Source organism: Dyadobacter sp. SRI_021, from assembly GCF_057586235.1.
On record NZ_JBYCZM010000001.1, the window covers coordinates 753,203 to 779,170 of the forward strand.

Annotated in this window: 24 protein-coding genes and 1 pseudogene; 12 read left to right on the plus strand and 13 right to left on the minus strand. The window is 49.6% G+C overall.

Going from position 1 to position 25,968, the window contains the following annotated elements:
- Positions 1–3: 3 nt before the first annotated feature.
- Positions 4–1,821 (plus strand): peptidase associated/transthyretin-like domain-containing protein, encoded by a 1,818-nt coding sequence (locus AC2YIT_RS03025; RefSeq protein ID WP_487278189.1) that lies wholly within the window; start codon positions 4–6, stop codon positions 1,819–1,821.
- A gap of 2 nt (positions 1,822–1,823) precedes the next feature.
- On the opposite strand, the gene AC2YIT_RS03030 is transcribed toward AC2YIT_RS03025, so the two are convergent.
- The 3 genes from AC2YIT_RS03030 to nadE are packed head-to-tail and all read right to left on the minus strand — an operon-like array spanning position 1,824 to position 4,480.
- The gene (locus AC2YIT_RS03030; RefSeq protein ID WP_430842578.1) at positions 1,824–2,159 is read right to left on the minus strand and encodes a type II toxin-antitoxin system RelE/ParE family toxin; all 336 of its coding nucleotides are present in this window, start codon (positions 2,157–2,159) and stop codon (positions 1,824–1,826) included.
- Positions 2,156–2,371: a hypothetical protein gene (locus AC2YIT_RS03035; protein ID WP_430842576.1), complete on the minus strand. Its 216-nt coding sequence runs from the start codon at positions 2,369–2,371 to the stop codon at positions 2,156–2,158. Before AC2YIT_RS03035 ends, AC2YIT_RS03030 begins: the two co-directional genes overlap by 4 nt.
- Positions 2,372–2,419: 48 nt before the next feature.
- The gene (gene nadE, locus AC2YIT_RS03040) at positions 2,420–4,480 is read right to left on the minus strand and encodes an NAD(+) synthase (RefSeq protein WP_487278190.1); all 2,061 of its coding nucleotides are present in this window, start codon (positions 4,478–4,480) and stop codon (positions 2,420–2,422) included.
- A 137-nt stretch (positions 4,481–4,617) separates the two neighbouring features.
- Between nadE and AC2YIT_RS03045 the strand changes: the two genes are divergently transcribed.
- Entirely contained in the window at positions 4,618–5,853 is a 1,236-nt protein-coding gene (locus AC2YIT_RS03045; protein WP_487278191.1) for an ABC transporter permease, read from the plus strand.
- Positions 5,854–5,889: 36 nt separating this feature from the next.
- Here the strand turns inward: AC2YIT_RS03045 and AC2YIT_RS03050 are convergent.
- From AC2YIT_RS03050 to AC2YIT_RS03065, 4 genes and pseudogenes are all read right to left on the minus strand, one after another.
- Positions 5,890–6,324: pseudogene (locus tag AC2YIT_RS03050) on the minus strand (RES family NAD+ phosphorylase); the annotation flags it as partial.
- On the minus strand, positions 6,321–6,755 hold the full coding sequence (gene parS, locus AC2YIT_RS03055; RefSeq protein WP_430842568.1) for a type II RES/Xre toxin-antitoxin system antitoxin: 435 nt from the start codon (positions 6,753–6,755) through the stop codon (positions 6,321–6,323). The pseudogene AC2YIT_RS03050 and the gene parS, both read right to left, overlap by 4 nt.
- 75 nt (positions 6,756–6,830) lie before the next feature.
- The gene (locus AC2YIT_RS03060; protein ID WP_487278192.1) at positions 6,831–7,991 is read right to left on the minus strand and encodes a methionine aminotransferase; all 1,161 of its coding nucleotides are present in this window, start codon (positions 7,989–7,991) and stop codon (positions 6,831–6,833) included.
- Between the two features lie 99 nt (positions 7,992–8,090).
- Complete coding sequence (locus tag AC2YIT_RS03065) at positions 8,091–8,702, minus strand: peroxiredoxin family protein (RefSeq protein WP_487278193.1); 612 nt, start codon at positions 8,700–8,702, stop codon at positions 8,091–8,093.
- A 121-nt stretch (positions 8,703–8,823) separates the two neighbouring features.
- On the opposite strand from AC2YIT_RS03065, the gene AC2YIT_RS03070 reads away from it, so the two are divergent.
- The gene (locus AC2YIT_RS03070) at positions 8,824–10,992 is read left to right on the plus strand and encodes a glycoside hydrolase family 31 protein (protein ID WP_487278194.1); all 2,169 of its coding nucleotides are present in this window, start codon (positions 8,824–8,826) and stop codon (positions 10,990–10,992) included.
- Here AC2YIT_RS03070 and AC2YIT_RS03075 read toward each other — a convergent pair.
- Positions 10,979–11,470 carry an NUDIX hydrolase gene (locus AC2YIT_RS03075; RefSeq protein ID WP_487278195.1) on the minus strand — a complete coding sequence of 164 codons (492 nt, stop codon included), beginning with the start codon at positions 11,468–11,470 and terminating at the stop codon, positions 10,979–10,981. The genes AC2YIT_RS03070 and AC2YIT_RS03075 overlap by 14 nt on opposite strands.
- 19 nt (positions 11,471–11,489) lie before the next feature.
- On the minus strand, positions 11,490–12,524 hold the full coding sequence (locus AC2YIT_RS03080; RefSeq protein WP_487278196.1) for a LacI family DNA-binding transcriptional regulator: 1,035 nt from the start codon (positions 12,522–12,524) through the stop codon (positions 11,490–11,492).
- Between the two features lie 267 nt (positions 12,525–12,791).
- Here AC2YIT_RS03080 and AC2YIT_RS03085 point away from each other — a divergent pair, with 267 nt between their 5' ends.
- The 6 genes from AC2YIT_RS03085 to AC2YIT_RS03110 all read left to right on the plus strand — a co-directional run bounded on the left by AC2YIT_RS03085 (position 12,792) and on the right by AC2YIT_RS03110 (position 18,514).
- Positions 12,792–13,562 (plus strand): SDR family NAD(P)-dependent oxidoreductase, encoded by a 771-nt coding sequence (locus tag AC2YIT_RS03085; protein ID WP_487278197.1) that lies wholly within the window; start codon positions 12,792–12,794, stop codon positions 13,560–13,562.
- 40 nt (positions 13,563–13,602) lie between these two features.
- On the plus strand, positions 13,603–14,433 hold the full coding sequence (gene kduI / locus AC2YIT_RS03090; RefSeq protein WP_487278198.1) for a 5-dehydro-4-deoxy-D-glucuronate isomerase: 831 nt from the start codon (positions 13,603–13,605) through the stop codon (positions 14,431–14,433).
- Entirely contained in the window at positions 14,433–14,789 is a 357-nt protein-coding gene (locus tag AC2YIT_RS03095) for a cupin domain-containing protein (RefSeq protein ID WP_430842552.1), read from the plus strand. The genes kduI and AC2YIT_RS03095 overlap by 1 nt, the downstream gene beginning before the upstream one ends.
- Positions 14,790–15,146: 357 nt before the next feature.
- On the plus strand, positions 15,147–16,682 hold the full coding sequence (locus AC2YIT_RS03100; protein WP_487278199.1) for a tagaturonate reductase: 1,536 nt from the start codon (positions 15,147–15,149) through the stop codon (positions 16,680–16,682).
- Complete coding sequence (locus AC2YIT_RS03105) at positions 16,663–17,979, plus strand: MFS transporter (RefSeq protein ID WP_487278200.1); 1,317 nt, start codon at positions 16,663–16,665, stop codon at positions 17,977–17,979. The genes AC2YIT_RS03100 and AC2YIT_RS03105 overlap by 20 nt, the downstream gene beginning before the upstream one ends.
- Positions 17,980–18,079: 100 nt before the next feature.
- Positions 18,080–18,514, plus strand: coding sequence for a nuclear transport factor 2 family protein (locus tag AC2YIT_RS03110; RefSeq protein WP_487278201.1), 435 nt, complete (start codon positions 18,080–18,082; stop codon positions 18,512–18,514).
- A 29-nt stretch (positions 18,515–18,543) separates the two neighbouring features.
- On the opposite strand, the gene AC2YIT_RS03115 is transcribed toward AC2YIT_RS03110, so the two are convergent.
- A complete protein-coding gene (locus tag AC2YIT_RS03115) occupies positions 18,544–19,605 on the minus strand; it encodes a PDDEXK nuclease domain-containing protein (protein WP_430842544.1) in 1,062 nt (353 codons plus the stop codon).
- Between the two features lie 137 nt (positions 19,606–19,742).
- Between AC2YIT_RS03115 and AC2YIT_RS03120 the strand changes: the two genes are divergently transcribed.
- Together AC2YIT_RS03120 and AC2YIT_RS03125 are read left to right on the plus strand one after the other, a co-directional pair.
- Positions 19,743–20,183, plus strand: a complete 441-nt coding sequence (locus AC2YIT_RS03120; RefSeq protein WP_430842542.1) for an SRPBCC family protein — start codon at positions 19,743–19,745, stop codon at positions 20,181–20,183.
- Positions 20,180–20,512 (plus strand): ArsR/SmtB family transcription factor, encoded by a 333-nt coding sequence (locus AC2YIT_RS03125; protein ID WP_430842540.1) that lies wholly within the window; start codon positions 20,180–20,182, stop codon positions 20,510–20,512. Before AC2YIT_RS03120 ends, AC2YIT_RS03125 begins: the two co-directional genes overlap by 4 nt.
- A gap of 3 nt (positions 20,513–20,515) precedes the next feature.
- On the opposite strand, the gene AC2YIT_RS03130 is transcribed toward AC2YIT_RS03125, so the two are convergent.
- From AC2YIT_RS03130 to AC2YIT_RS03140, 3 genes are all read right to left on the minus strand, one after another.
- Positions 20,516–21,730, minus strand: coding sequence for an ATP-grasp domain-containing protein (locus AC2YIT_RS03130; protein WP_430842538.1), 1,215 nt, complete (start codon positions 21,728–21,730; stop codon positions 20,516–20,518).
- A gap of 138 nt (positions 21,731–21,868) precedes the next feature.
- Positions 21,869–23,257, minus strand: a complete 1,389-nt coding sequence (locus AC2YIT_RS03135; RefSeq protein WP_487278202.1) for a leucyl aminopeptidase family protein — start codon at positions 23,255–23,257, stop codon at positions 21,869–21,871.
- Positions 23,258–23,332: 75 nt separating this feature from the next.
- On the minus strand, positions 23,333–24,898 hold the full coding sequence (locus AC2YIT_RS03140; RefSeq protein ID WP_487278203.1) for a M20/M25/M40 family metallo-hydrolase: 1,566 nt from the start codon (positions 24,896–24,898) through the stop codon (positions 23,333–23,335).
- A gap of 145 nt (positions 24,899–25,043) precedes the next feature.
- Between AC2YIT_RS03140 and AC2YIT_RS03145 the strand changes: the two genes are divergently transcribed.
- Complete coding sequence (locus AC2YIT_RS03145; RefSeq protein ID WP_487278204.1) at positions 25,044–25,967, plus strand: UbiA family prenyltransferase; 924 nt, start codon at positions 25,044–25,046, stop codon at positions 25,965–25,967.
- The last annotated feature ends 1 nt before the right edge of the window (position 25,968 follow it).

The window sequence follows — 25,968 nt, forward strand, 5'->3', positions numbered from 1 at the left end:
GCTTTGAAACTACTTTACAGAATTACTTTCTGCTGTGCCTGCATTTGCCTGCTCCCCGGCTACATTTCGGCCCAGGAATTGCTGGAAAAGCGCATTAATTTGAAAGTAACGAACCAACCGCTCGACGAGACGCTACGAAAAATCGGCAATGCGGGCGGTTTCAGTTTCTCGTACAGCCCCGACATGATCGACGTCAAAAGTCGTGTATCGATGCAGGCTGAAAACCGGAGCGTACGGGAAATATTGGTAGCCATTTTTAAAGACAAGGTCACATTCAAGGAGCGTCGCCACTATATCATCCTTCAAAAGAAACCAGAAACCGAAAAGCCAGAGGAGCCCCAAAACTTCGACCTGAATGGCTACATTATCGACAATAAAACCGGCAAAAAACTGGCTAACGCAAGTATTTACGAGCCGGTGACGCTGGCTTCGGCAGTAAGCAACCAATATGGTTATTACAAAATACGTCTCCCGGCCGCCCGCTCCTCACTCCGGCTCGAAATCAGGAAAGAGGATTATATCGGCAAATCCATCCCCATTCCGACGCGCAAAGATACCTACCTGCAGATTTCGCTTACGCCCGACACGCTGAAACCGATTTCCGGAAAGATCGCTACGCCCACCCCCGTGCAGGTGGACTCGCTGCATACCAAAGTAACTGTCCCGCAATTTGAAGTGGCGAAAACGGAATTACCGCGCGATACCATTTTTATCGATAGCTCGGCCAGCGGCAAAGCTATTACCTGGGCCGATTACGAGTCGTTGCGCAAGAAGTACCGGCGCGTTCAGAACAAGTTTGTCAGCGCATTCGCATCGGCCAAGCAAGCCATACACACCCGCAATATCGAGGATACGCTGTATGCGCCCTTCCAGGCCTCTATTTTGCCATTCCTGGGCACGAACCACGGGCTGAGCGGAAATATTGTAAATGAATATTCCATCAACCTCATCGCCGGGTACTCGCTGGGGGTGTCCAAATTCGAAATCGGCAGTTTGATCAACGTCGTAAGAGGTAATGTCAGGGGTTTCCAGTTTGCGGGGGTAAGTAATATAGTCGGTAACGATGTAGTCGGCTTTCAATATGCTAATGCACTGAACATGACGCTGGGCAATTTCACCGGCTTCCAGGGAACGCATTTACTGAACTACATAGGCCGCAATTTTACGGGTTTCCAGGTGGCCGGCGTGGGTAATGTAATTGTAGGTGAATTGCATGGTTACCAGTTCTCGGCTGTTTATAATTATGCCCACACGGTCAAAAGCGGCCATCAGATCGGCGCTGTGAACTACGCCGACTCGACGGCGACCGTTCCGTTCGGGCTTTTCAGCTGGGTGCATAGCAATGGTTACCGCCGCTACGAGTTCTCCACCGACGAGTTCAACTATTTCAATACCGCATTCAAAACGGGGGTAAGTCGTTTTTACAATATTTTCAACCTCGGTTTCAGCGGCTTGGCAAAAGACAAACCGCTCTTTACCATAGGTTACGGTTTCGGGACGGCCCAAAAACTGGGCAGAGGTTGGAGCGCTAATGCGGATTTGACGGGAAGCTTGGTACTGCTTGAACATAATATCGACGATGACATCAGTCAGGGGCTTGTCAAATTTGCATTAGGTATCGAGAAGAAAATCGGTTCGCGGTTCGCGCTATTTGTGGGCCCATCAATCAACACCTTCTTTGCCAAACACTCCGGTTTAATCAACGCAGAAGGCAAAAAAGGGTTTCCATCCGTTTGGCTAGGGGAAAAGCCGGACGCTTCCAGCAAAGTTTACGGCTGGATCGGCTTCCAGGCCGGTATCCGGTTTTTGAATAAGATCTGAGGCTACTGTTTGTTGGGGATTTCTAGTAGTAGCCGGTTCAACTCGTCGTCGGAAATGTCCGATTGTTCCGATTTGTCGTAAATCGAAACCAGAAATACTTTATTCTTAACCACTTTAACATAAGTAATCACGCGCGCACCACCTCGCTTGCCTTTGCCCTTTGACTTTATCGCAAGCCTTATTTTGTAGAAACCGCCTCTTAGTGCTGTTCCAATAAAAGGGTCTGTTTCGAGTTGTTCGATTAAATGAAGTAAGTCACTTGGAAGAGATATAAACTTTTTTCGGAGCCTTCTGGCTTCCCTTTCAAAGTTTGGAAGGGTTTCAACCTCGAACCTCATAGTTCATTAAGAAACTCACGTGCAGAACGGGTTTTCAGCTTACCTCCTTCCACCAAAGACAATTCGCGAATCCCCTCCCTGACATTTGCACGAACAGCCTCGTCAGAATCCTCTTCGACGTCTTCGCTGATTTTCACGAAAGGAAATTTCATCAAAAGCGCTCGCAGAAAGTCAAGTTCTGTATCCTCTACTTCAACGGTTATTGTAGCCATGACAGCAAATTTTATTTCAGTAAAGATAACGAAATACGGCCGCTATTGCTAAAACCCGATCCGCTTGCGCCCGTTCTGCACAGCCGCGCCTTGTACATATGCGCGCAGCTCGGCTAATTCTTTCTCAAACCCGCCGGACAATATCGGGAAGCGACACCAGGAGCGCGGGTCGAGGTTTCGGTCGTCGAGGTGGAAGGATGGCGCGTAACGCTCCCGCTTCCACTGGTTGCGGCTCCATAACTTAAAGAAACGTTCTGTCCAACCGAGGAGCTGCTCCACGCTATAAGTTCCTTTGTAACGCACATAAAGGTTTTTGTAAGACTCCAATGGCGACTTTTTATCCCTGATAGCCAGTCCTTCCAGGTCATTTAAAAACTCATAAGGCATTAAATCGGCCTCGTCTGTCTGCGTCTGTGCGAGTGGTCGTAGTTCGGCGGTGGGTTGCAGGCTATTTACTTTCTTTAAACCTTCAATCCGGATGTGCTTGCCTTTCACTTCACATCCCACCGTTTCGAGCCAGCGGAGCCATTGGCGCAGGTAATGCTTGTCGATCCCCGCTAACGGACTAATGCTGCCGGAGGTATCACCATCCATAGTGGCATATCCGACGGCCGCCTCCGAGCGGTTCGATGTAGCGAGCAAGAGGTGGTTCGAAAGGTTGGTCAGCAGCCACACTCCCGGGGCACGGACCCTCGCCTGAATATTCTGCAGTGCGATGTCATCCTGCTCCCAGTTCAGCTTCCGGCCAATCTGGCTTTCAATCAGATCTTTATAAGTCTCGACCAGTCCATTGATATTTACATTATAAAATGTAGAACCAATCGACTCCGCCAATGACTGTGCGGATTCGAGCGTATCGGAAGAGCTGTTTTCAGTCCCCTGGTAAATATTATGGATCAAAACTTTGGCAAGGTCTTCCTCTGTTTGGGCAGATTGAATATCCTTGATGTAAGATAGCTTCTGCTTGAAGCGGTCCATACCGATACTTTCATCGGCCAGGCGGATCATCAGCCCACACAATGCAGTACAGGCACAGGAATCGGCCCCGCCCGAAAGTGATATGGTGAAACCGTTGGAACGGCTCTTTCTCAGATAGTCGAACAATGCAAGACACTCGGCCCGCGCGAATTCCTCCTCCTTTAATGCCCCACCTTTTTCAAATGGCTCTATATCCGGAACCTGTGGTAATACCGGCTCGATATCCGGAAAATCGAACCTTGCAGCAACGCGCCAGGTCCGTTCTTTCTCCGCAGTAGCAATTTTGCTCTGAACCTGACTTAAACGGGTGTATTCCGTATCAATAACTGCCGTTGTGATCACATAGTCCTCGTAGCTGAATCGCGGACTGGATGCAAGCAGGTCGCCATTCGAGGCGATCATCGCATCCCCATCGTACACAGCCCTCCCCGCCTCGTTACCCAGGAGATTAGTATAAATATAACTACATGAGAATGAGCGAGACGCATCCACTACGAGCTTCTCGCGCACCATAAACTTATTGAATGCAAAATGACTCGCGCTGGGGTTCAGGATAATGTCCACACCCCGCTCGTAATGCCTGCGAGCGGGACGATTGGCCACCCAGCCATCCTCGCAAATCTCGAACGCAATCTTCACTCCGTGTGAACCGCCCAGGATAGGACCCGAAGCCACGTCAAAAATGAGATCCCCGATTGGGTAAAACATCTGATTGACCTCAATGCTCTCTACTACCCCAGGCTGCCACGGCCTGAACCATCGCGCCTCGTAGTGAATACCGTTGTTGGCCAGGTTTTGCTTGCAGTAAAAACCGGCAATCTGCTTATTGGAAATCAGGCAGGCTGCATTATACAAACTTCCACTATGCCGCAGCGGCAAGCCTACCGCCACGATCATCCCTGCCGTTTCCTCTGCTATTTCGAGCAGGCAATGCTGAGCTTGTTCCACCATGTCCGGCGCAAAAAAATAATCATCGCAGCCGTAACCTGAAATGCATAATTCGGGCAGGCAGAGCAGGCTTACATCCTGCTTCCTGGCCTCCCTGATCGCATCGACGATATTTTGGGTGTTGGCCTCCCAGGCCATGGGTATCTGGTTTACTACTCCGGAAGCAACTTTGATTAATGGCATGGACCGTGGTATGTTTTTCGATTCGGTATGTCTTTGGGCTAAAAAGAGGCTGGAAACTTAATAAAAAAATGCCTTTTTCGAACCGCTAAGGTTTTTTCCTATTTTTGTCAACAACTAATTTAAAGAACAGATTCCTCTTGCAATTCCCCTCATTCATCGCCAAACGAATACGCCATAACGAAGCAGGATCATTTTCTGCCACAGTTTCGCGAATCGGCGTGGCCAGTATCGCCATTGGTATTGCGGTTGGAATCATCGCTTTTGCAGTGCTGCTGGGCTTCAAGCAAACCATCCAGCAAAAAATATTCCTTTTCAGCGCACATATCAATGTAAATGCCTTTTCGCAGGGCAATACTTATGAAGAGGCGCCGCTCCCGGTCAAAAATGCGGTGTCGGATATACTACCAACAATTCCCGAAATCAAGCGCTGGCAAGCCGTAGCACATAAATCGGGCATTCTGAAGACGCCAGACGAAATCAAAGGAATAATTCTGAAAGGCGTAGGCAAGGACTACGACTGGGAAACTTTCAAACCCAACCTCAAAGAAGGGAAACTAATCACCCGCACCGATTCTTCCTCCATTAAATACGGTTATTCTTCACAAATCCTTATCAGCCGGAAAATCGCTGCGCAAATGCGGCTGAAAACCGGCGACGATGTAATCATGTATTCGCTTCAAAATCCGCCCAGGCCCCGTAAGCTGGTGGTCGCCGGTATTTATGAAACGGAAATGGAAGAGTTTGATAACAACCTGATCATCGGGGATATCGGACTTGTACAGCGGCTGAATGGCTGGGGCGCAGATTCTGTCGGGACTTATGAAATTTACCTCAAAGACTTTCACAACCTCGACCAGGTCACCCACAAGCTCCGTCGCGAACTTCCACCAGGTTTATTTCTGCAAAAAGTTACCAGCCTCTTTCCGCAAATCTTCGACTGGCTCGTTCTGCTCGACCGCAATACAGCCGTTTTCCTGGTGCTTATCCTCTTTGTAGCTTGTTTTAACATGATCTCAATATTGCTCGTGATCATTATGGAAAGAACACCGCTCATTGGATTGCTCAAAACACTCGGAAGCCCAAACCGGCAAATCCGGATGATCTTTTTCCAGGTCGGCCTCGACATGCTTCGCAAGGGGATCATTATCGGCAACGTGACCGCGCTCTTGTTATGCTGGCTTCAATACCAGTTCAAACTGATCCCGCTCGACCCGGTCAATTATTACATGGACACCGTCCCTATCGTATTCGATTGGGGAATTTTCGCGTTGGTCAACGTAGTCGCGGTCATTATCACGGCGGCGATCCTGCTCATTCCAACGCTCATCATCACGCGGATTCAGCCGATCAAGGCATTGTTGTTCAAGAAGTAGTTTTTGGGCTAAGAGCTTTGCAAGCAGACGTAAGTCTGTTGAGAAGTCAACTGCGGGCATAAACTGAATATCGCCGAATCTTTTGGCGAATGGATTCAATATCACATTTCTTTCCGAAGGTACAATCGCCGATGGCGCCGTAAATGCGATGATTTCAGGGTCGGTCAGGATCTGTTCGCCAATCCACTGAGAATAGGAAATATCGTTCATCCAATTCTTCTTCAACTGCTGGTCGTCGACATGAAAAACCAGGTTATCATCGTCGGGAATAGTGATTTGGAGTAAGGCGAGCCGCTCCATACATTCCCGGAATTCGGCATGGACGTATTTCTCAAGTAATGCGAGTGAAAGGTTCTGGCTGGCATAAATGCAAGGGCATCCCGCCGGATTCCAGCGCCCTCCAAACAACTTGGCTCCTGAACCCGATAGGTCATCAATATACGCCCTCGCAGCAAGGCGGTACGCGATCATATGTACACGCCATGTTCCATGCGCCCGAGCTCATTGCAAATCAGTTTCACACCCCAGAATGAGCGCAACGTCGAAAAATCCTGCGTTTCACCGAGAACTTCCCTCGGCGTACGAAGCCATCTTTCAAAGGCTTTCGCATCCCCAAATACTTCCAGGCCAAGATCGGCCATATTTTCAAGCTGGTACAAATGCTCCGCATACAACCCTTCGAAAGGCTTATCGTCTTTCAGATACCTGTGCAGCGTTCTATCGCTTACATGCAGTATCTCGGCCCATTCCATTTGGGTGAAAAGCAACTTCTGAGAAAGCGCCTGAAAGCGCCCGACAGGAAACATATCGATCGTTTGCCGGGCAACATACAACACTTCGGGCTCCTCAGCTATCCGCAACGGAGCGACTTCATCGTATTTTTGATATTGTATCGTTTTCATACGTCCGAAATTTGTCAGATTAAGTTACGACTTTTTTCGAATTTATAAATAACAATCCGGTCTCCTACAATCTTTTTACCAACGTGCCGCGTTCAACAAGCCTGCGGCTTTCAGCAAGGTTTCATCATGCTTGGCAAAGCAAAATCTAAGCGTTTTGAAGTCCGTTTCTCTTCCATAGAATGCCGACACCGGTATAGAAGCAACCCCAATCTCCCTGGTGAGCCGTTCGGCTAATGCAAGATCGTTTTCATCTGACAAGTTGGCATAGGAAACATTCTGAAAAAAGCTGCCCTCTGAGGGTTTAAGCACAAAACCAATGTCCTGGATTGCCTCATTAAACAAATCCCGCTTACGCTGGTAAAATGCAGAGAGCGACAGGTAATGCTCCGGTTCGTTCAGGTACTCGGCTACGGCAAATTGCAATGGCGTTACCACGCTGAACACCAGGAATTGGTGAATTTTCCTGAACTCGGCAGTAAGATGGGCCGGAGCAAGACAGTAGCCCAATTTCCAGCCGGTTGTGTGAAATGTCTTCCCGAAGGATCCGCAAACAAAGCTGCGCCCGGCCAGCGAAGGGATAGACGCCACCGAAATATGCTTTCGCCCGTCAAAAACAATGTATTCATAAACCTCGTCACTGATCACGATCAGATCGTGCACCTCCGCGAGGGAAGCCAGCGCCCGTAAATCAGCAGCCTCCCAAACTTTTCCGGTCGGGTTATGCGGTGTGTTGACGAGGATTGCACGTGTTTTTTCGCTAATGCGCGACTTTACGGCCTCCCAATCAATAAAGTCGTATTGTGGGTCGAGCGTTACGGAAACCGGAATGCCGCCGCTAAGCTCAATAGCCGGCACGTAACTGTCATAGGCAGGTTCGAACACGATTACTTCATCGCCCGGATGCACCACTGTGCTGATTGCCACGAATAGTGCCTCGGTGGCGCCGCTGGTAATGGTGATGTCCGTCACAGGATGATATTCGTGACCGGAGGCTTCAAAAGTCTTTCGTGCGATTGCCTCTCGCAACGGCAATACGCCCGGCATGGGCGCATACTGGTTTTTACCTGACCGTACATACTTGTCGACCAGCCACTGTAAATCAGGTGAACAATCGAATTCGGGGAAACCCTGCGCCAGGTTCAGCGCCTTGTGCTCTTCGGCCAGCGCCGACATTTTAGTAAAAATGGTAGTCCCGACATTGGGGAGCTTCGATTGCAACCTGTTTTTCAATAACATATCCAAAAATAGTATTAAACAAATACCGTGTCAGCGGCGAAACCAAAGATAATGCATGGTTGCCTGGCTGACACGGTATGAATGCCAAATATGTAATTCCTATTGCCGTCCGTCGTAAACCGCTTTCAAAATCGTTTTAAGGTCTGGCGTATTATCAAAGTTTTCATCTACAAATGCGTAACCCACCCGACGGTCACGACCGAGAACGAACAGCGATGGCGTAAAAACTTCTTCCGAAATCCCTGCAATGCGGTCCCAGATCGGGGAGGTTTCAGAAAACACGCCATAGGAGCGCGCCACGTTGTAATTTTTATCATGGTAAATCAACGCTGCCGTATCCAGCTTTCTGGCAATGCGCCCTATTTCCTTTTGGGATTCATTCGTCAATATCAACAGTTGTCCCCCCAAAGCCTCCACCTGCGGCGCGAGCGCCTTCAGAACTTCCAGGTGTTTGGGCGCGTAACTTCCCCAGCAATTGCAATAGAAACTGAGTACAAGCGGCTTGAAACGCACCAGATCGAGCACCGATCGTAAGTCGCTGTCCGACGGAGCGCCCGCCAGCGATGTGACCGGAAATCCTTCCTCGTTCCGTAGATAGAACAGCGGAGCCAGCTCATCCTTCTTGGGCGGCTCAATCTGCTCTTCCGCGATCCGTTGTTTAAGTTGTAAGGTGGACACGTTGCCCAGTTCGTCTTCAATTTCGTAGTACATAATGCCAGGGGTCTTCTGATTTCGAAGCTCGAAGTTAACATTAATCTATTTATCCTACAAAATTAATAGACTTATTTTGCCACCGCCATTTCTTAGTATAAAAAACCAATAACCACTTATAATGTTGATCCACGAGCCCCTGAACACGATGCGCCAACTCAACCTAGGCCTTTCTACGTTATTTTTAATCTTCATTCCATCCCTGCTTTTCGGGCAAACTATCACCTGGAAAGAGATTCATCCGGGCATCTGGAAGGGTACCGCAGGCAAGCCCGATGCCTACGATCTGTTGAAAGCGGCGGAAAGCACCGCCTCTCCTGCGCTTTCCAAACTATCCATACAGGAGTTTCCGCTCGACAAATCGGCCATCGCATTTCAATTGAATAATGGCAAGTCGTACCTACGCCTGCCGTTGCAAAGGAATGAGCAGCTGTATGGTTTCGGGCTGAATTTCCAGACTATCCATCAGCGCGGCCGCATTATGCAGCTCCACGCCGATCATTACGGCAAAACCGACAACGGCCGCACACACGCCCCGGTGCCATTTTATGTATCGTCGCTGGGTTATGGTGTCTTCGTCAATTCTGCCAAATACATCGATGTATACGCGGGCTCGGGCGTACGCAAGGACAGTAAAAATCCGCCGAAAGTGATGGATCGCAACACCGACAAGAACTGGGAAGCCCACCCCTATTCCGACGCAGTTGAAATGCTGATTCCGGCCGAAGGCATTGAAATCTACGTTTTCGCCGGCCCCAAACCTGTCAATGCGATCGAGCGTTTTAATTTGCTGAGCGGCGGAGGCTGTCTGCCGCCACGCTGGGGGCTCGGCTTTACACAGCGCGTCCACCGGCTCTACACGGCCGATCAGGTGAAACAGGAGGCGAAAGCATTTGAAGAAAAAGGCTTCCCGCTCGATTTCATCGGTCTCGAACCCGGCTGGCAAACCAAGTCCTACCCTTGTACATTCGAATGGGACCGCTCACGCTTCCCGGATCCGGCAAGTTTTGTAAAGGATCTGGATCAAATGGGTGTCAAAATCAACCTCTGGACAAACCCGTACGTCTCGCCCGATGCCTCCATTTACAAGGCAATAGCGCCCTACACCGGTTCACACACAGTTTGGAATGGTGTAGTACCAGACCTTTCGATGCCCCAGGCGCGCAAAATTCTCTTTGATCAGTTTGAAAAAGAGCATGTCAAAATCGGTGTCAGTGGCTATAAGATCGATGAAGTAGATGGCTTCGATTCCTACCTCTGGCCGGATGTGGCCAAATTTCCTTCGGGCCGTTCATCTGAGCAAATCCGCCAGACTTACGGGCTGCTCGTTCAGAAACACAGCTTCGAAATGTTCCGTCGCAACAATATGCGCACATATGGGCTCGTTCGTGCGTCCAACGCGGGTGGGGCGCCGTTTCCTTATGTGATTTATAATGACAATTACAGCCATGAAGATTTCATTACCGCGCTCATCAACAGCGGCTACGTCGGCGTGCTGTGGACTCCGGAGGTACGTGCGTCGAAAACCGCCGAAGAATGGCTCCGGCGCTTTCAGACAGTATGCTTCTCTCCTATGGCGATGATCAACGCGTGGTCGAGCAGCATGCAGCCTTGGACATTCCCCGAGGTGGCGCCGCAGATCAAGGCATTGGCTGAACTCCGGATGCGCATGATGCCTTACTGGTACTCCGAATTTGCGAAATACCATTACAACGGCACGCCGCCATTCCGTGGGATGAACCTGGAAGAGGGTTTTGGCATAAACATGAAAAAGGAAAAAACGGCGACCAATCTCGAAGAAAATCCTTATGAAGAAGCGGTTACCCATGAAGTGAAAGACCAATATATGGCTGGTGAATACCTGTTGGTAGCACCATTGTTTACCGGACAAACTTCCCGAAAAGTGATTTTGCCCAAAGGAAAATGGTATGATTTCTACACCGGCAAGTTCGCAGGCAACGGCGAGGTGATCACTGTCAGCCCGGGAATGGATCAAATTCCGGTTTTTGTGAAAGACGGAGGTATTATTCCTATGATGCCGGCCCTGCTCCACGCACCGCGGTCGGGAACCAAAACGGATATCGAAATCCGGCATTATGGTGAAAAGAATGGCAGCTATAACCTTTACGACGATGACGGTGAGACATTCGCTTACGAAAAAGGGGCATTCTCGTGGCGTACCATTAAAGTGGAACGGCAGGGCGGCCAACTGAAAGGCAGCATTTCAGCCGCTGAAACTGGCAAGCCTGACACAATCGGTAATATTACCTGGCGATTTATGACGGAATAGCGCCCACGGCGTCGAGATCAAGATAACCCGAGTTATAATGTCCTTTTTCCAGAGGTTTCTTCGCAAGTGCGTCCGTGAGGAATTCAGGGTAGACACGAATCGAATGCAAATCAGTCACATCGTGCCAATGGAAAAGCAATTCATCCTGCCCTTCCACACCGAGAAAATCATCCTGGTTGGGCAGGTTTTTAATCTGCATTTCAAAATAGAAACCTATTTCGTGGTATTTATCGCCATTATAGAGGAAGAAATTTTCGGAAACCCAAAGCATTGCGCCGGCTTCGGCGTCCAGCCCGGTTTCTTCCTGCATTTCACGCTGCAAAGTATCTTTTGAAAATTCGAACAACTCGCAGCGCCCGCCGGGAAGCGTCCAGAAATTATCTGAAGGGGTTTTATGCAGGAGCACCTTGCCATTCAGCACCGCCACACCGGCGACCCTGTAATTGAACAATGCTCCATCAATGCGAAGGCTAATCATCCGTGACGCGTCTTTTCCGCTAAACTACGGTTTTTCCCACAGACGATTCCCTGATCGTCATGACAGTTTTAAGTGAGCGCGTTTCAAATTTGTCGTTTTTTTGCGGATGCTCGATCAGCCTGATCAAGAGCTCTACGGCCTGCTGACCCATTTCCATCGCAGGTTGCATGACGGTCGTCAACGGCGGATTGAGCAAGTTTGCCACGCTTATATTGGTGAAGCCGACGATCGCCACCTCATCCGGCACCCGGATACCTTTCCTTTGGAATACCGACATACACCCGGTTGTAAGCCGGTCGCTGGCTGTGAATATGGCATCGGGCGGCTCCGGCAATGAGAGCAGATCTTCTATTGCGGCTTCGTTCTCAGCCTCTATTTTGCCGCCGTAAAGGCAATATTTGACATACGACTCATCAAATGGAATGCCGTAATCTTCCAGTGCCTTTTTATAACCCGCGAGTCGCTCGGTGGTGATCGACAGGTAAATAGGGCTCGTGAGATGCGCAATGCGCCGGCGCCCCGAAAGGATTAAATGCTCGGTAGCCTCGTAACTGCCTGTAAAATTGTCGGCTACGACCTTATGCGTCTCGATATCATTAGGTACCCGGTCGAGAAACACGATAGGCAGCCCTTTTTCCATCAATTCCTGAAAATGTACGAGATTGGTTGTCAAGCTCGCCAGCGAAACCAGCAGCCCATCCACACGCCTCGAGACCAAATAGTTGGTATTCGCTACTTCCCTTTCATAGGAATCATGGCTTTGGAAAATCACCACGTGATAACCCAGGTTATAAGCAATGGATTCGATGCCATTGATAAGCTGTGAGAAAAAGTGGTTTGCAATTTCAGGGATAATGACGCCTATCGACTTGCTTTTGCTATCCTTCAAACTGAGCGCAATGGGATTCGGGCGGTAGTTCATCCGCTCGGCGTACTCCATCACCAGCTTCTTGGTTTCGGGGTTAATCTCATAGCTATTTCTCAATGCACGTGAGACTGTCGAGGTCGACAGGCTCAGTGCCTTTGCGATATCCTTGATGGTGATGGTTTCCAATGCCAGAAAATTGGTTTATTCCAACTTATTATTCGATTCAAAATATCCCACACTCCTGTGCTCCTCTCAGCCGGACTGCCAATTTATCCTAAAATTTACAATCATCCGGCTCAACTGACAACGTTCCCGATAACGATTGCACAAAAAAAGACAATTCGTTATTTGATTTTTCTGATTATTCAATCTAACATCGTTTGGTTCGGGTCTATTTAGTATCGACGCTAAATTTATCGGATACCCCGAAAAAGACAAATTATAAACCCATTCATGAATACCGTTAATTTATTTGACCTTTCCGGAAAAACTGCATTGGTAACCGGCTGCAATCGCGGCATTGGAAAAGCCATGGCGGAGGCGCTCGCTGAGGCCGGTGCAGATATTATCGGGGTCACTTCTTCGGAGTTTGAGAAAGGCAGCGAAACGGAACGTGCTATCCGACAGACAGGAAGGAGCTTCTACCCCTATCAGGCCGACCTCGGTGAACGGGAAAAGCTCTATCAATTCATCCATCAGGTAAAAAAAGACCATCCTGTCATCGACATTCTTGTAAACAACGCTGGTATTATCCTTCGTGAACCAGCTGCCGGGCACTCCGATGAGTATTGGGACAAAGTACTGAGTATCAATCTCGACGCACCTTACATTCTCGCACGCGAGCTCGGTAAGGAAATGATCTCGCGCGGCTCGGGCAAGATCATTTTTACTGCGTCGCTGCTCACATTTCAGGGAGGTATCAATGTACCGGGATACACGGCTTCAAAAAGTGCTATCGGCGGTTTGGTGAAAGCATTGGCCAATGAGTGGGCGGGTAAAGGTGTGAATGTGAACGCCATTGCACCGGGTTACGTCAATACCGACAATACCAAGGCATTACGCAACGACCCGGTACGCAGCAAATCCATCCTCGACCGCATACCGGCTGGGCGCTGGGGACTACCGGAAGATTTCAAAGGGCCAACCCTCTTCCTGGCTTCGGAAGCCGCGAGTTATGTCCATGGCACCATACTGACCGTCGACGGCGGCTGGATGGGCCGCTAGTCAAACTAATTATAAAAAATTCAACAAGTTGCCGCAGCAAATGCAGATCAGATTTGAAAGCAGCCGGAAAGAAGTAGGGCAAATGGATACCGATACCCTGCGCGACAATTTCCTTGTCAAAGATATTTTCCGGGATGGTGAGATCCATTTCGTATACAGCCACTACGACCGCGTAATCATCGGCGGTGCCATTCCGCTTGCCACACCGTTGGCAATCCCGGTTTTCGATGCCCTGAAGGCCTCCTATTTCCTCGAACGGCGAGAAATAGGCATTATCAATATCGGCGGCGACGGCGAAGTTATTGCCAACGGCACGCATTTCGCGGTCAGTAAGCTGGGTTGTGTATATGTAGGGAAAGGCACAAAAGAAGTATTGTTAACCAGCAAAAACCCTTCTGAACCAGCCGCTTACTATTTACTCTCCTCGCCTGCACATCACACGTACCCGACGCGACTTTTTAACAAGGAAGACGCGACGCCGGCGACCGTGGGAAGCATGGAAACGTCAAACCACCGAACGATTTACAAATACATCCATCTGGACGGCATTCAGAGCTGCCAGCTGGTTATGGGCCTTACGGTACTGCAAACGGGCAGCGTTTGGAATACGATGCCTTCCCACGTTCACGACCGGCGCATGGAAGCGTACTGCTATTTCGATATACCTGAGAATCAAAGGGTATTACATTTAATGGGCGAGCCTTCCGAAACCCGTCATTTGTGGGTGGCCAACCGTCAGGCGGTGATCTCGCCACCGTGGTCGATCCACTCGGGCTGCGGGACTTCCAATTACTCTTTCATTTGGGGAATGGCGGGTGAAAACAAGGATTATACAGATATGGACCCGGTATTGATCGGCGATCTCAGATAATGGAAGCACTCAGAGAAAAAGAATTCGTGTCCGACAGCGAAATCCCCTGGGAAGACCTCGGAGGCGGCCTGAAACGCAAGGTCATGGCCTATGACGACACCCTGATGATGGTGAAAGTGGCATTTGAAAAAGGCGGTATCGGTACGCTGCACAGCCATTTTCATACTCAAATGAGCTATGTCGAAAGCGGCGAATTCGAGATCACGATCGGTGAACGGAAGCAGGTTTTGCGGCAGGGCGATGTGTATTACATCCCGCCGCATCTCGTGCATGGTGCATTGTGCCTTTCGGCCGGCATGCTGGTCGATATTTTTACTCCCATGCGGGAGGATTTTATTAATGTTCCGAAGGCATAACCCGTTCTATATGGCCCTTTTTCTACGCCGTTTACACTCCTTTCCGCTCTGGATCACTTTTGTCGTGACAACCGCTCCTTCGCGCAGGAAATACCGCTATCGCGGCAAATGGCAGATTCTTTCATGACTAACCATAAAGATTCGATCCTTGTCGGCACGACCAGGGATTAGTAATGAAGGCTATTCTTGGAATTTCCAAATATGGCAAGGGTACAGTATTCGCCGTCGGCGATCCGTGAATTTGCAATGATTATGTTGACGGCAGGAGAATCGATACCAGCTTCGGAAATTTCAAAGCGGGCAAAGACCTCACCGGTCGATTGTTGAACAGGTTATTAAAAAATAATTCTCACTGCTATGGGCTATCTTTTCCGCGAGAACCTTCGCCAGCTCAGAAGTCAGCCCGGCGTAGTCGTGGCCGATGATTCCGTGTTCCAGTTGCCGGAAAAAGTGCTGCAATTCGGCACCGGAGCATTCCTGCGCGGCCTGGCCGATTATTTTATAGATAAAGCCAACCGGCAGGGAATCTTCAACGGCCGGATCGTGGTCGTGAAATCCACCGACCAGGGCGACACCAAGGCATTCGAACGACAGGATAACCTGTACACCATTTGCTCCCGCGGCATTCAGGATGGCGAAGCCAAGGAGGAAAATATCATTTCATCGGCCATTAGCAGGGTACTTTCGGCGAAAACGCAATGGTCGCTCGTGCTGGACCTGGCCAAAAACCCGGCTGTAAGCATTGTGATATCCAATACCACGGAAACCGGCATTCAGCTGGTGCAAGACGATATTTACCAGTGGCCGCCGGTGTCGTTCCCCGGCAAATTGCTGGCTTTTTTGTATGCGCGCTACGTGGCATTCGGCGGCAATCCCGATTTTGGAGTAGTGATTATCCCGACAGAATTGATCGCAGATAATGGTAAAAAACTCGAATCCATTATCCTCGAACTCGCTCACCGCAATGGTCTGGAGGGCGCGTTCATCGACTGGATCGAACAAAACAATTTTTTCTGCAACTCGCTCGTCGACCGCATTGTTCCCGGCAAACCCGACGAAACTCGGCTGAAAGAACTGGAAGAAGAACTAGGTTACCGCGACGAGCTGCTCATCACCACCGAGCATTATCATTTGTGGGCTATCGAAGGCGACGAGCGTATCCGTCAAAAAATTGGCTTTTACGGCATTGATGAAGGCCTGATTATCGAGCCGGACATTGAACAGTTCCGTGAACTGAAACTGCGGCTGCTGAACGGCCCTCACACGCTCGGGGGTGGGCTCGCGCATTTGTGCGGTTTCAAAACGGTCGTCGATGCGATGAACGACCCGTTCTTTTCGGCATTCATTAGGCATTTAATGGAAAGCGAAATCGCGACCGCGATCCCTTACGACGTCCGCCCGGACGTAGCCCTCACATTCAGTCGACAAGTTGCCGACCGTTTCCGAAACCCCCATATTTTACATAAGTGGCTTAATATCAATCAGAATTACTCCGCCAAAATCCTTTCGAGGGTCATCCCGACTTATTTGAATTACGAAGCAAAAAATGGTTACCTACCCGAATACATGACTTTCGGGCTTGCGGTTTTTATCTATTTTATGAAAGCTGTGAAGAGAGAGGGAGACCATTATTATGGTCGACTCGACGGTGTTCCTTACCTGATCCAGGATCCGAAAGCGCCGTTCTTTTATCAGAAATGGCAAATGACCTCGCTGCCAGATATGGTGCAGGCGATACTGAAAGAACAATCGATATGGGGCCGTGACATGAATAAAATCGATTCTGTACATAGCTCCATCGTCAGATATCTCCAATCCATTGCCCAAAATGGTATTACTGAAACACTCAAAACGCTTTTAGAAAGAACGGAATATGCTATCTCACAATCCTGAACCCGCAGAGCTTCAATCGGAGGCCAAAAGGACCAGTTATCGCTGGCGCGTTGTCGCGCTCCTGTTCTGCGCAACGACTATCAATTACCTCGACCGCCAGGTGCTGGGATTGCTCAAACCGACCCTGGAAGCCGACTTCGGCTGGTCGGAATCCGATTTCAGCCACATTGTAATGGCATTTCAGGCTGCATATGCATTTTCCCTGATCGGTTTCGGAGCTATTATTGATAAAATCGGCACCAAAATTGGTTACGTGATCTCGGTGGTTGTGTGGAGCATCGCGGCCATGTTGCATGCTGTCGCGACGGGCACACTCAGTTTTGGGTTCATGCGGGCCGTTCTGGGGCTTGGTGAAGCCGGCAACTTTCCGGTGGCGATCAAGGCAACCGCCGAGTGGTTTCCTAAAAAAGAGCGGGCGTTGGCCACGGGCATCTTCAATTCCGGGGCTAATATCGGCGCAGTTGTAGCGCCCGTCATGGTCCCCTGGATTCTGGGCGCCTATGGCTGGCAGGAGGCATTTCTGATCACCGGTGCCCTCGGTTTTGTGTGGCTGATATTCTGGTGGCGGTACTATGAGCTTCCCGCAAAGCAAACGCGCATCAACCAGGCCGAATATGACTACATTCACAGTGACAACGAAGCTGATACGAGCAAAGAAGCACCGGTTAAATGGCTTCAACTTTTCAAAATCCGCCAAACCTGGGCATTTGTTTTTGGTAAAATGCTCACCGACCCGATCTGGTGGTTCTTTCTCTACTGGCTGCCTTCCTATTTCGCCGAAGCATTTAAACTCAATCTTTCCAAACCGAGCCCGGAACTCGTGATCGTGTACACGGCAACCACGGTGGGCAGTATCGGCGGCGGGTATTTGTCGGGGTATTTTATCAAAAAGGGCTGGCCGGTGTTTCGCGCCAGAAAGACCTCAATGCTGATTTTCGCATTCCTGGTAATGCCTATTATGGCGGCCCAATACACGACTAACATTTGGCAGGCCGTCGTGCTGATCAGTCTGGCGGCAGCGGCGCACCAGGCTTGGAGCGCAAATATTTTTACGACAGCCTCGGATATGTTTCCTAAAAAGGCTGTAAGTTCGGTCGTCGGTATCGGTGGTATGGCCGGATCAGTAGGAGGTATCCTCTTTCCTCTTTTGGTAGGGATCATTCTCGACAACTACAAGGCTGCCGGGAATATCGGCGGAGGGTATAACGTCATTTTCATCATCTGCGGGTTCGCGTACCTGCTCGCTTGGGGAGTAATGCACGTGTTTTCTCCGAAAATGGAGAGGGTGGATATATAGTACTTCGGCTTTCGGCCGTCGGCTGTCATACCTGACCGTTTCAGAAAACAAAAGTCCGATAGCCGACAGCCGAAGTTAAGTCCTAATTCCTTATTAATCGATGAAAAAAACACTTTTGCTCCTTGCATTCCTTTTGATAGGCAATGCATTTGTATTCGCCCAAAGCGCCGACGAAAAAGCCGTTGCAGCAACTGTCGAAAAGCTGAAAACTGCCATTATCAGCGCTAACGAGGCCGATCTGAAAAAACTGACCTCTCCCTCCCTCTCCTATGGCCATTCCAATGGTCTGCTGGAAGACCAGAAGGAGTTCATCCGCGCGCTGGTTAGCACGGAATCTAAATTCACCAAAATTGATCTTAGTGAACAAACTATCACCATCTCGGGCGATGTTGCTTTGGTCCGCCACAAGCTGTTTGGCGATACACATAACAAGGGCAAAGAACCAGCGCAGGTGAAACTCGGAGTATTGATGGTATTCCAAAAAGTAAAAGGAAACTGGGTACTGCTGGGCCGCCAGGCATTCAAGCTGGTTTAATCTCTTTCAAAATATTCAAAAAGGGTCTGTTAATCACTTTGGCAGACCCTTTTGGCATTTGAGAAATCGCGTTGCTCCATTTTCTGTCGAGCGATCTCTACTGCCTTGTGTAACTTTTCCTGCAAAATTTGCTGAGACGGCAATGCCGTGAGGTAATCCGCGACGCGGATGTTACTATTACTCAGCTGCATTAATTCAATGTGCTCGCTGCTTTTCCCAGAGCATAAGATCAACCCGATCGGGTCATTTTCACCTTCCATCATCTCGTATTTTTCCAAAAACCGCAAATAAAGCTCCATTTGCCCTTTAAAACCAGCTTCGAATTCCCCCATTTTTAAGTCCACTACAACCAGGCATTTCAGCCGCCGGTGATAGAATAGCAAGTCGATGAAATAATCCCTGTGATCGATAGTAATGCGCTTCTGTCGCGCCATGAATGCGAAATCGGTACCCATTTCAATAATGAAACGCTGCAATTCCACGATAATCGAGGCTTCAAGGTCCTTTTCGGAATAGGCATCTTTCAATCCCAGAAAGTCGAGGAAATATGGGTCTTTGAAAACCAAATCGGGGTTCAGTTTCTGCTCGCTTCTCAGCAGTTTCAGGTCGTTAATGATCACGTCCTCGGGCTTTTTACTGATGGCGGTCCGTTCGTAGAGCATGGATTGAATGCGTTCCCTGAACGTCCGCACACTCCATTTTTCGTGGATGCACATTTGGATATAGAATTCTCTTTTGACGAGCTCCTGAATGGGCAATACCTCCTTGATGTGCGACCAACTCAATTGTCGTATCAGTGATACGACAATTTGTTCGTCAGGAAAGAGCTCTGCAAATTGAGTCATTCTACGCAAATGCTTTTCGGAAAATGATGTCCCGTATTCCCCTTCCAATTGTCGCGACAGTGTAGCGACAATTTGCTTTCCGTATTCAGCCCGCTCCTGTTTCAGGATTTCCTGCCGGATTACCGTTCCGATTTTCCAGTACAACAGGCTCATTTCTGCATTCACCGAAACGGCAATATACTGCCTACTAGCCTGTATCAGATCTTTTACCGCGTTGAAAAGTGAACTTTTTGTGATGTTGTCCATAGTGAATGTGATTAAGTCCACTCATTTAGACGTTCGCCTCCCACTTTGGTAACAGACTTCTACAAAAACTTTTTCACCCAAAAATTGCGTAACAAAAAAGTTACATATAAATTCGCGTAACTAAAAGGTTACGCATTATGAAACGCGACATCAAACTCAAATGGTTTTATCCGTACCCGCCTGAAATGATATGGGAATGCCTTACCAATCCCGAAATCCTCACCAAATGGAGCCCGATGAAAGACTTCAAGCCCGAAATAGGTTTTGAATGCCAAACCCAGCAAAAGCCGAGGCCTGCACAGAATTGGGATGGAATTATGTACCACAAAATACTGGAAATCGAGCCGTTGAAAAGACTCTCTTATAGTTTCAAAGGGGGACCCAAGCCGGGTGTTACCACACTGGATACGGTCGTGACCTGGATTTTGGAACCCAAGGACGGAGGCACTGAGCTGCGACTGGAACATACCGGGTTTACCGGCGCGAAAAACATGCTCACGAGCTTCATCATGGAAATGGGCTGGAAGAAAATCGTTAATAAATCACTCAAAAAGGCTTTCGAAGCACATTTCTTATGAGCACGGAGACGGTGGATGCCTTCCAGGCCCTGGCGGACCGGGGGCGACGGGAAATATTGATGATGGTTGCCAAAGAAAAACGCTCGATCAATGCGATCGCGGAGAATTTCGATATCAGCCGACCAGCCGTTTCAAAACATATCAAAATCCTCCAAAATGCAGGATTTATCAATATTGAGGAGAAAGGTCGTGAGCGATATTGCGTGCTGAGCCAGACCGGCTTCAGCGAAGTCCAGCAATGGATCAACATGTTCGAGGAATACTGGACAGCACAATTCAGAAGCCTGGAAAATTACCTGGCCGCCCATGCGCCCGCCTCCAAAAAATAACCGTCAATGCGCCGGTTTCTTCGGGGCCGGCGCGGAAGCATGGTATTTTTTCTGGACAATGGCAGCATACTTATCCATCAGTTCCAACACCTTTTCGCGGGATTTGGACCTTACTACCAGCCCTACATGGTGCGGTTCGTTCATACGCCATACCACTTCCGGGTCGTTGAAAACCGACAGGTCGGGCCACTCCTGGCGTGCCAGAGAGATGATAATGCCGGAATACTCTTTCCGCACAGGCGGCAGTTTGTAGTTTTCGCCCTTGGCCTCAGCGGTTTCCATCCTCGCCCATTCTTTCCAGAGGTTAATACCCGACGACGCTTCCACCATCTCAGAAAGGTGCGCGCCGCCAACGCGCGACGATGTTTCGAGGAAATAGTATTTCCCGTCGTCATAGCAACGGATCACCTCCGTATGCGAAGCGCTGTGTTTCAGTCCGAATGCTTTCAGCAAATCCACGGCGAGCGTTTGCAATGCATGCTCTTCGGAAGAATCGAAGGGCACCGTAACCGAGCGGAATATCCCCCCGCCATGGGCCACATCGAAAGGTGGAGCAAGGTATTTGCTATTCCAGGAAAATATAACAATACCGTTGTACGATATCGAATCTACATGATAGACGTCGCCCGGCTTGTACTGCTCCACCAAATAGGCGTGGCGTTTGTCGCCCAGTTCGTGAATGGTGTTCCAGAGCTCCTCGGCGGTACTCAGCTTCTGAATGCCCAAAGCCGAAGCCTCCGAACGTGGTTTGATCATCCACGGGCCCGGGTATCTCTCAATAAAACGGTTGATCTCATCATCATTAAAAAGCGCCGAAAAGCCCGGAACAAGAATGCCCGATTCCAATGCTTTTGTACGCATTGCAAGCTTGTCTCGAAAATAGCGGCCGGTGGTCTGCCCCATACCGGGAATCCGGAAATACTCGCGGATGTGCGCCGCTTTCTCCACGTCGAAATCATCGAGTGCCACCACGCGGTCGATCGGGCGCGTGCGCATCACATACGCAAGACCGGTGATGATCTCGTTCATGTTATAAGTACCATCTTCGCCCTCTTCCACATAGAAAAACTCATCCACGGCATCCCTGACCCAAGGTTTATCTTCCAGCTTTTTCGCGGTGATCAAAAAAACCTTATTACCAGCATCTTTCAGCGCCTGCAAAAAATCGTTGCCTTTGAAATAGGTGGAAATGCAGAGAAAAGTCAGAGTTCGGGTCATAAAATGTGATTTGGTGGACGGTAGCGGCATTTAACGAATGAGTCATGCCGCAAAGCATATATTCTCAAATCTAGCAAAAAGAACCATTTTGGCAAGAAAAGCTCCCGTTAAATTTCCGTTACAACCGGGCCATTGAAATTAACCCGCGAGTTTCGAGAGGTAAGCGATCAATAACTTCACGCCGTAGGCGGTTCCGGCACGGCCTGGCGCAAATTCGGTATCTCCGAATGCCATTCCGGCAATGTCGAGATGTGCCCACGCCGGATGCCCGGCAGTAAATACTTCCAGAAACTTCGCCGCCACGATAGCGCCCGCCAGGGGTTTACCGTGATAGTTCTTTACGTCCGCGATATCGGAGTTGATCTCTTCTTTGTATTCATCCCAAACCGGCAGTCGCCACAGGCGCTCGCCGGTCTCGTCGGCTGCGCTAATGAGCTCTGCCGCGAGATCGTCGTTGGGCGTAAAAAGACCTGCCGCTTCGTAACCGAGCGTCTGGATAACACTTCCGGTGAGCGTTGCAAGGTCGATAAGCACATCCGGCTCATAATGTTTGACGGCATAATGCAGGCCATCGGCAAGGATCAGCCGGCCTTCCGCATCGGTATCGATCACCTCGATCGTTTTCCCTGCATAGGAACCGATCACATCCCCGGGTTTCATACCCGAACCATCCACCGAGTTTTCAGTGGAAGGAAGCACACCGATAATGCGGACTGGTAATTTCAACTGTGCCGCCAGTTCAATTGTACCTAAAACAGCGGCTGCTCCACCCATGTCGCTTTTCATCAAATGCATATTGGCCGACGGTTTGATCGAAATACCGCCGGTATCGAAGGTGACTCCCTTTCCAACAAGCGCAATCGTTCGAGTGTAATGTGCCGGTTTATATTCGGAAACAATCATCACAGGCGGCTCGTCACTTCCCTTGCTCACAGCCAGCAATGCATGCATACCTTGTTCTTCCAACTGCTTTTTTTCCAATATCTGAACCGAATAGCCATTCTTGGCGCCCGATTTTACTGCCCAGTCGGCCAGCGTAGCAGGCTTTTTATAATTAGAAGGCGCATTCATCAAGTCCATGACGCGGATTTGTACCAGAGCAGTTTTCAATGCATTGTTCGCTGATTGCTTCATATCCAAACCTTCGGTCAAAATCGACAAGATACCCGATTTGAAAAATTCACTCACCGCTTTCGGCTCCGTTTTATAAAGCTGCAGGTCGTAACCGCCCAAAACAATACCATTCACCGCACTCCCGATCCATTCGGCCCCATGTCCGCGTCCGTCAAGTATGATGTGCGCGGGCCAGCGGTCTTTTCGTTTGAAAAAAAGCGAGCGGAAAATTTTGGCAACAGCCGGGAGCTTAGGTGCTTTTCCCAGCCCCAACCACAACTCTTTCGACGAATACCACCATGTTTCCCCTTTCTCCGCTTTAAACATTTCCTGGTTAGCGGGTTCGGCACCCTGTTCGAACGGGCGGACAATCAGCACGTCTTCGATAGGCTCCTGTATGATCTCTATTTGCATTGGATTCAAAATTCGGTTAATAAAAAAAGCAAAGACAATATATGCCTTTGCTTTCAAAAATGGGTTATGCGGACATTAATCCAATCCGCCGCGGCGGGTAGGCTTGCGCGGCTCAGGCCATGCGCCCGGTACACCTTTGGCATCGAGGGGCAAAATGCTTTTGTCACGCGAGGTTTTGGCAGGATCTTCGCTTGCCTGATAGGCCAGAATTGCCGCCAGTATCGCATTGCTGCGAACGTCGTCGAATACGATCTTGTCGTAGGTATCCCGGTTGGTGTGCCACGTGTAAGTGCCGTACGACCAGTTCAATGAGCTCAATGAAAATGCCGGAGCACCCGCTGCTACGAATGAGGCGAAATCGGACCCGCCGGTTCCGGGGGCACCGGGAAATGAGGTTTGGATAGGTGTACGGATCGGCTCGGGAACTTTTGTCAGCCAGCGGGTTAGGTATTCATAAGCATTCAAAAAGCCCTGACCTGACAGGTTCACGACCCGGCCCGTGCCATTGTCCTGGTTGAACACCGCCTGAATATTCTGCACGATCTCCGGATGGTCTTCCACAAATGCGCGCGAGCCGTTCAGCCCCTGCTCTTCGCTTCCCCAATGCCCGACCAGGATCGTTCGCTTGGGATTGGGATATACCTTTTTGAGAATGCGCATGGCCTCCATCATCACAAGTGTACCGGTACCGTTGTCAGTAGCGCCGGTGCCACCGTCCCAGGAGTCGAAATGCGCGGAGAGGATTACATATTCATTAGGCTTTTCAGTGCCTTTGATCTCCCCTACAGTGTTAAAAGTCTGGCTTATACCGGTTTCTTTCGCGTCGGCACGCACGCTGATTTTCGGCGTATGCCCCGATTCCGCCAGGCGGTATAACAGGCCGTAATCTTCAAGTGAAATATCTACCGTTGGGATGGCTTTCGTGTAAGCACCGAAAATCTTATTTGCCCCAAAACCCTTTGACCAGTAAGACATCACCACGCCCGCCGCGCCCGCTTTCTCCAATGCAAGCGGCAATGTGCGGGAAGTGTAGCCGGTCTTTTTCAGACGATTTGCCCATCCCTCGGTCTGCGCATCCCGGTCCTTTTTCATCTTTTCAAACGATTCTTTCGTGGCAAACTCCTGCCAGTTATAATCAGGGCGGCCTGTGGGTTGGTTCATACTAATCAGCACGAACTTGCCTTTGGCAGAAGGAAGCCATTTCTGAAAGGCTACCGAATCGGCCACATCGGGCAGTATCACCACATCCGCGGTTACCGTTTTACCATTCGTGCCGGGGCTCCATGCGAGCTGCATTCCTTCGAGCGACTTCACGCGCGGCGCCACCATGTCTATATGCGACACGCCGCGCTCCCAACCACGCCACTCACCCCATTTTTCATTTTTTGCGCTGATACCCCAACCTTTGTATTTAGCCACCGCCCAGTCGTGTGCCTGCTGCATTTGAGGCGAGCCTACGAGCCGCGGACCGATCACGTCCATCAGTTCATGACCGAGTTTTTCCAACTGCGAGTTTTCAGTAGCCTCCTTTACAATGTTTTCAACCACTAGGTCTTTCGCGACCGCGTCTTTACTTTGCGCAAAAACAAAACCGGCCTGGCTCGAAAGACAAAGGGTCAGGAATAAATAGATTTTTTTCATGGAATTGGTGGTTTAAGAAATATCGTGACCCAATGTAGGAAATCGCTATGACGCTTTCCTTGCCCTCTTAAAAAATTCTAAATTGATATTTTAATTATATTATTCCAGTAAGAGCCATGGATGGCACACTGGTTCACAGGCAGATATGTTAAACCGGATTATCGCATTTGTATTTTTCGCCAACTACTTCGTCGGAATCCTGGCGGTGGCATTATCCCTGGAAACTGCCTTTCAGCTTAACATCCCGCTCAATTCACTCTCCTATTACATTCTCCTTTTCTGCACAACCGTATTCTACTACACGATCGCCTATTCGGGACCGGTTATCCCGAAAGTTTCCGCCAATCCCCGCACCGAATGGTACCGGCAGCATTACCGTTTTGTACGGATGAGCCAGGTGTTCCTTTTCAGTATTTGCACGCTGCTGGGGGCCTGGTACCTGGTTGAAAACTTCCATGCGATCGTACATTTGCCGCTTTACTACTGGCTGGTTTTAACCGTTGTGCCGCTTGCCGCGATCCTGTATTATGGTTTACTGCCCAAATCCCTCATTTCATTTAACCTACGTCACACCGGCTGGCTGAAAGCATTCGTGATCGGCTTTGTGTGGGCTGGATGCGTCAATCTTTTTCCAGTCGCGGCCCTGCGGATCGAACGGGGCATAGCCGTTGCGGAGCCCCTGCTGATGCTCTGGCTTTTTACCAAAAACTGGATGTTCTGCACGGTCAACGCCATTATGTTCGATATGAAGGACTATGAAGACGACGCGAATATCGAATTGAAAACATTTGCCGTGAGAATGGGACTTCGGAGGACCATCTACGCCGTGCTCGTACCGCTTTTGCTCGTCGGCCTCGTTTCTTTTCTGGCATTTGCTATTTACCAGGATTTCGGCATTCCGACGATATTGTTCAATATGGTACCCTTTGTGTGCCTGCTGGTGGTCGCGTTTTCGCTTCAAAAACGGCAAAGCATTTTGTTCTACCTGATCGTGATCGACGGACTACTACTGGTTAAAGCACTATGCGGGATCGCAGGGAGCTTTTTTGCGCACCAAAATCTGTATTAGC

Excerpts from the sequence above, each read along its gene's own strand:
- AC2YIT_RS03030 (WP_430842578.1), bottom strand. The coding sequence starts at position 2,159 with ATGAGGTTCGAGGTTGAAACCCTTCCAAACTTTGAAAGGGAAGCCAGA.
- AC2YIT_RS03065 (WP_487278193.1), bottom strand. The coding sequence starts at position 8,702 with ATGTACTACGAAATTGAAGACGAACTGGGCAACGTGTCCACCTTACAA.
- AC2YIT_RS03145 (WP_487278204.1), top strand. The coding sequence starts at position 25,044 with ATGTTAAACCGGATTATCGCATTTGTATTTTTCGCCAACTACTTCGTC.
- AC2YIT_RS03140 (WP_487278203.1), bottom strand. The coding sequence starts at position 24,898 with ATGAAAAAAATCTATTTATTCCTGACCCTTTGTCTTTCGAGCCAGGCC.
- AC2YIT_RS03085 (WP_487278197.1), top strand. The coding sequence starts at position 12,792 with ATGAATACCGTTAATTTATTTGACCTTTCCGGAAAAACTGCATTGGTA.
- AC2YIT_RS03075 (WP_487278195.1), bottom strand. The coding sequence starts at position 11,470 with ATGATTAGCCTTCGCATTGATGGAGCATTGTTCAATTACAGGGTCGCC.
- AC2YIT_RS03125 (WP_430842540.1), top strand. The coding sequence starts at position 20,180 with ATGAGCACGGAGACGGTGGATGCCTTCCAGGCCCTGGCGGACCGGGGG.
- AC2YIT_RS03035 (WP_430842576.1), bottom strand. The coding sequence starts at position 2,371 with ATGGCTACAATAACCGTTGAAGTAGAGGATACAGAACTTGACTTTCTG.
- AC2YIT_RS03120 (WP_430842542.1), top strand. The coding sequence starts at position 19,743 with ATGAAACGCGACATCAAACTCAAATGGTTTTATCCGTACCCGCCTGAA.
- kduI (WP_487278198.1), top strand. The coding sequence starts at position 13,603 with ATGCAGATCAGATTTGAAAGCAGCCGGAAAGAAGTAGGGCAAATGGAT.
- AC2YIT_RS03060 (WP_487278192.1), bottom strand. The coding sequence starts at position 7,991 with ATGTTATTGAAAAACAGGTTGCAATCGAAGCTCCCCAATGTCGGGACT.
- AC2YIT_RS03100 (WP_487278199.1), top strand. The coding sequence starts at position 15,147 with ATGGGCTATCTTTTCCGCGAGAACCTTCGCCAGCTCAGAAGTCAGCCC.
- nadE (WP_487278190.1), bottom strand. The coding sequence starts at position 4,480 with ATGCCATTAATCAAAGTTGCTTCCGGAGTAGTAAACCAGATACCCATG.
- AC2YIT_RS03135 (WP_487278202.1), bottom strand. The coding sequence starts at position 23,257 with ATGCAAATAGAGATCATACAGGAGCCTATCGAAGACGTGCTGATTGTC.
- AC2YIT_RS03105 (WP_487278200.1), top strand. The coding sequence starts at position 16,663 with ATGCTATCTCACAATCCTGAACCCGCAGAGCTTCAATCGGAGGCCAAA.
- AC2YIT_RS03095 (WP_430842552.1), top strand. The coding sequence starts at position 14,433 with ATGGAAGCACTCAGAGAAAAAGAATTCGTGTCCGACAGCGAAATCCCC.
- AC2YIT_RS03110 (WP_487278201.1), top strand. The coding sequence starts at position 18,080 with ATGAAAAAAACACTTTTGCTCCTTGCATTCCTTTTGATAGGCAATGCA.
- parS (WP_430842568.1), bottom strand. The coding sequence starts at position 6,755 with ATGAAAACGATACAATATCAAAAATACGATGAAGTCGCTCCGTTGCGG.
- AC2YIT_RS03115 (WP_430842544.1), bottom strand. The coding sequence starts at position 19,605 with ATGGACAACATCACAAAAAGTTCACTTTTCAACGCGGTAAAAGATCTG.
- AC2YIT_RS03130 (WP_430842538.1), bottom strand. The coding sequence starts at position 21,730 with ATGACCCGAACTCTGACTTTTCTCTGCATTTCCACCTATTTCAAAGGC.
- AC2YIT_RS03070 (WP_487278194.1), top strand. The coding sequence starts at position 8,824 with ATGTTGATCCACGAGCCCCTGAACACGATGCGCCAACTCAACCTAGGC.